This is a genomic window from Candidatus Culexarchaeum yellowstonense, assembly GCF_024707025.1.
GTDB lineage: Archaea > Thermoproteota > Methanomethylicia > Culexarchaeales > Culexarchaeaceae > Culexarchaeum.
The window spans coordinates 1-4,679 of record NZ_JANGFQ010000209.1 but is presented as its reverse complement, the minus strand read 5'-3'; the positions used below and the strand labels follow the sequence as shown (position 1 = coordinate 4,679).

At 37.6% G+C, this 4,679-nt stretch carries 4 protein-coding genes; all 4 read right to left on the bottom strand.

Translation table 11 applies throughout. The features are described from left to right. Positions 1-2,169: HD domain-containing protein (locus MRT15_RS11255; protein WP_304330309.1), on the bottom strand; the 2,169-nt coding region annotated here is incomplete at its 3' end. Then, the gene (locus tag MRT15_RS11250) at positions 2,156-3,130 is read right to left on the bottom strand and encodes an RAMP superfamily CRISPR-associated protein (RefSeq protein WP_304330307.1); all 975 of its coding nucleotides are present in this window, start codon (positions 3,128-3,130) and stop codon (positions 2,156-2,158) included. The genes MRT15_RS11250 and MRT15_RS11255, both read right to left, overlap by 14 nt. Beyond that, complete coding sequence (gene csx7, locus MRT15_RS11245; RefSeq protein ID WP_304330306.1) at positions 3,090-4,055, bottom strand: CRISPR-associated RAMP protein Csx7; 966 nt, start codon at positions 4,053-4,055, stop codon at positions 3,090-3,092. Before csx7 ends, MRT15_RS11250 begins: the two co-directional genes overlap by 41 nt. Beyond that, positions 4,052-4,679 (bottom strand): RAMP superfamily CRISPR-associated protein (locus tag MRT15_RS11240; protein ID WP_304330304.1); only part of this gene is annotated, 628 nt, incomplete at its 5' end. The genes MRT15_RS11240 and csx7, both read right to left, overlap by 4 nt.

The window sequence follows — 4,679 nt, the reverse complement described above, 5'->3', positions numbered from 1 at the left end:
TTCACCCATATTCGATCTAAACTCATTTCCAACAATCCATGAGAAGGCTATTGAAGCCCATGATGGCATTATTATGAGGCTATCATCACCACCAACATATAGAGTTCCAAGTAACGTTGATATACATGGTTTAGCTGATTCATTCAAATTTCCATGAAGCTTCGATATGGATTCATAGATTATGTTTAAAGCTTTTATAACTGCATTCTTCAATGCAATATCTATCCTAGCACTCCTCTCATACATATCAGTTGGAGAGATGGATGTCGCCATGAATGGCCCCATGAGATTACCATCAATCTTCAAAACAGCAATATCCCTTATCTCCACTTCTTTTTTCTTTAACTTCTCTAGCTCAAGTCCATCATGACCTGAAATCAATTCAATAACATATCTATTGGCATCCTTCCAATCAAGATCATAAACATCCTTAGCCACAAATTCCCGTTTGAATAAGTTAATTTTAGCTTCATATCTTTCCCTAAAACTTATTCCATCACCAAACTTGTAGAGCAATTCACATATTTCACACACTCTCTTCGATTCTCCAGGTAGTTGCAATGTTAATTTTGCATCATCAGAATAGCATAATTGACATAGGTCCTCGGAACCCTTAATTTCTGAAATTCTCTCAATCTTCATAGATTCATATTTCAGCATATTCTTCTTCAGATGTAGATTGTTAGTAAGCTCTCTAATCATAACATACATATTATCGTGGAATTGTGTATGTGCAAATGTCACTTTAAGACCATTCTTTGAGAGTATATCATTTAATTGGTCTCCAACAATTTTCCCAAACTCATTTATGAAGAGCCTTGGCATTACGAATTCCACGATTCCACCAGCAGTGTATATGAAGGATTCGTATGGAACCCATATGTCATGTTCATCCATGTTTGATTGTATGTAGAATGGTGCATATGCCATTACGAGGTAGTCTATTAGTAGGCTAGCTCCACTCGTAACTTTGATCTCTTGAGATCTCGATATGTACTTTTGAATGCCAGCAACATCTATAACTCCAACCAGCACATTCTTATAATCCTCTTCCTCACGTCGTTCACCCTCAACTTCCCTGAATGGTTTAACTGGAGACTTAAACCCATCAGTTTCTTTCCTCAAACTGTTGAGAAACTTTGAATTCAAATCTTCAAAAATCTTTAAACCACGCTCTTTATACACCTTAATCCAGAAGTCCCAAGCAATAGGACCAGTTTCAAGACCATCCTTATAATTCAAGTTCAACTCTTTAGCTATCGATTCCAAATCTTCTTTAAGATAGGATTCCACAAGTTGCCTAACTCTATCTATTGTTGAAGCCATTGTGTCAGCTTTCCTTAATATGATTGAAAGGTCGTCTGTTGGTTCATGATGCTTAGATATTATGTCAACAATCTTATCCAACGTTGGTTTGGGTATTAATCCATTTAAGAGAAACTCAGCAACGATTTTTGATGGCTCTACATGTTGTCTATAATTGAAAGGTTTTCCAATATCATGTAGGAGGGATGCTAATCTTAATACTGCAATTTTATTTCTATCAAGCTTTTTATTGATAGTAGCTAAACTCCACGCTATTGCAGATGTGAGTAGGAGGTGTGGTATTAAACCTGAAGTGTTGAATCCAGGTCTCGTATCAGATGGGAATATGAACCACGACTTCTCAATATCCTTACAAAGCTTTTCATCAGCTAAAATGGTTGTTAAGCGTTCAATAATACTTGAATATTTTTCCTTACCCTTATATATTCCTTCAATGAAATCTGCGGGAGGAGTTTTAAATAATAGTTCTTTTAATTCTTTTGATGGTTTTTTACCTTTATGCGATGTTGGTACTAAGTGGACTCTGCATAGCATGTATATCTTTAAGGGACTTAGAATTGCTGATGGGAATAATTCCTTTAATAATGGGATTTTGAAGTATAGTGAGATTAAGTCTCCAATTAATTCGAGTTTTCTAACTTCATCATATGACTTAACAATTTCAATTTCCAGTATACTTTGTAGAAACTCTCTAAGCTTTTTAAGCACATCTTTGTATGTTTCCACATCTTCAGATTTCACGCGCCTATAATCGATTATTCCTGCATCGTCTCTATATGGGACTACATATGATTTGAATATTGGGTATGGTTCTTCAAATTTGAGTTCTTCAAAGCTTCTCAAGAATCCCCACCTCATCAACTATTCTAAGTTCATTTTGGAAATGTTTGAGTGATAGGTTTGCAAGCTCCCTGCATATGGTGTTGAGTTTTTCACCTTCAATGGAGCTTCCTGGATTAATCGTTAAATTACCGATGGCTAATTTATCTGAAAATTTGCTTAAGTTTATTTTGTTAATCTTGTATTTAACTCTACCAAACTTCTTGTTATCCATAAGCTTTCTATACTTGAATCTCCCCAGAATAACGCTTCTACCCGTACTGCCATTCACTATTCCCATTCCAAGTAAGAGTAAGCCTAGCTCATAATCCTTCAAATTAATGAAGCTTATTTCACCACTAAATTCTGATCCTTGAGGTGCAGCGTAAACCTTCATTCCATATGGGAGATCTAAAGCTTCAAGTCTAACGTTTAAACCTATGAAATCACTGAACTCTATTAAGCTTTTCAAACCCGCAGTTCCAAATAGGTCGCATATTAGACATACATTGTCCATTTTCGTGTAATCGCATGGGAAACCTCTATCCTCAAGTATGGTTTCACCCCAAACCCTCTGATGCCTCCAACCACTCTCCCCCTCCCCAGCAAGCTTCGTTAATCGTGAAGCTTTGAGGAAGCATGATCTAACGTTACCATTAAATCCATGGAAGCTGAGCTCCAATCTAGCCCTCACATTACCCTTAACTGAAGAACCAGGTATCACGGTCCCCATAGTTGTAGATGCAAATTCACTATAGCCAGTCTTCAACTGTAATTCCTTAAGTACACTTGCATCTATCCGCTTCCTCCTCGCATAAATCTCCTTCAACTTCTTCAAATCAACCTCGAATTTCTCTCTACCAGAACCCACATGTAGATATGAGTTGTCAGCTATTATGCTTACATACATTGAACCGCATAAATCCCTGTACGTATCCCTCTGCCTAGGCTTGCTTCTCAGAACGTTTAATCTTATCTGCTGCATTACGCCACACCCCTTCAAGTCTATCAATTAAAGCCCAAGCCTTATCATCTTGGAAGCATAATTGTCCATCCTTCAATTCAGCTAAATCGGATACATCAACACTCTCGTCAACATTAACTTCCAATGATGGTAAAACCTTCCCCTCCCCCTTTAAAGTGTAATCCTTTATGGATATGTTTAAATTGCGTATCTTAACAAGTCCATAACCTCTAGATGTAAATCCACCTATCCTAACTTCACCATTATCGATCATACGAAGTATCGAACCAAGCAATCCAAGAGCATAGTTTGGTAGATTTGAACATCTAATTTCAAATTTGAATCTACATCCAGGCTCAACATACTCAACTTCATACAATGCACCTCCAACAACAGCCCCAGTCCTCCTATCAATAGCAATCCCAGTCCTAGAACCAAACTTAAATGGTAGAATTCTACCCTCATCATCTATTGGATAAGCATCTGAAAATGAAACCTTACTCCTATAACCCATCGAACCAAATATTTTACATAGGACGCATGCGTTTTCGAAAAATACCTTCATAGCCTTCGAAGGTTCTCTATCTCTCAAGAGCCTTTCTATAAGATTTCTAAGGATATACTCCCCTTCATATCCCTCCTCTTCATAAGTTACCCTCTTAGTTTCAACACAATTCTCTTTTGAGAGGCCGCTACATACTTTTAAACCGTATGAGGATGCTATTCTCCCTGCATGGCTTCTAAATAAACCCTTTAAGCTTGACCCGGGTATGTATGGAATATCATATTCACCATATTTTACTCTGATTACTGCTAAGTCAACTCTTGAGCCTAATGGGGGTTCTCTACCAACGCCAATTCTCAGTGGACTGATATTCTCCATGTAACCTTTGAATGTGGCTTCTCTAAGAATTGTTGATGAAGAAGTCCATAGAGTTAAACTCATTTAACTTCACCTTCACCAACCATTTTCAGAAGTCCATCTTGAAGTTCATATCTACGCCATTTAGCTTCCTCCAATCTTACAAGCCCACAACCAACAGATTTCCTTGCACCAATGTTTAAGCCAATGCCCGTTAATGTTTGGAATAGATTTTTGAGCAATTTAACTCTATCATCGTTTGTAGGCTTTTCTGGGTATAAGTCAATGTTTATTATGTCCATTCTAAACGTCCACTTAGTTTTTGGTGAGATTAGTTCTTCAATGAATGGACCAAGCCCAGGTCTTACACTACCGAACACTCTATCTATAGCTATCCCAGTCTTTTGAAACATGTGAAATACTCCATCTTTTGGATAGGAATCGTAAATCCTAACATGACTTGCCAATTCAGTATTGCCAAATATCCCACAAATTGGACAGAAATTTCTATTATTCGCCTCCTCCCTTATAGCTTGCTCATCCCATGGATCATGAACTTTACAACCCATTAAAGGTGCAATTGACTCTAAGTAGCTTCTAAACAAGCCCTTTAAACTAGACCCTGGAATGCATGGAAGACCATTAACCATGTAAACAGCAATATCCACAGCAGAACCTAAGGGTGGCTCCCTACCAACACCAACCCTA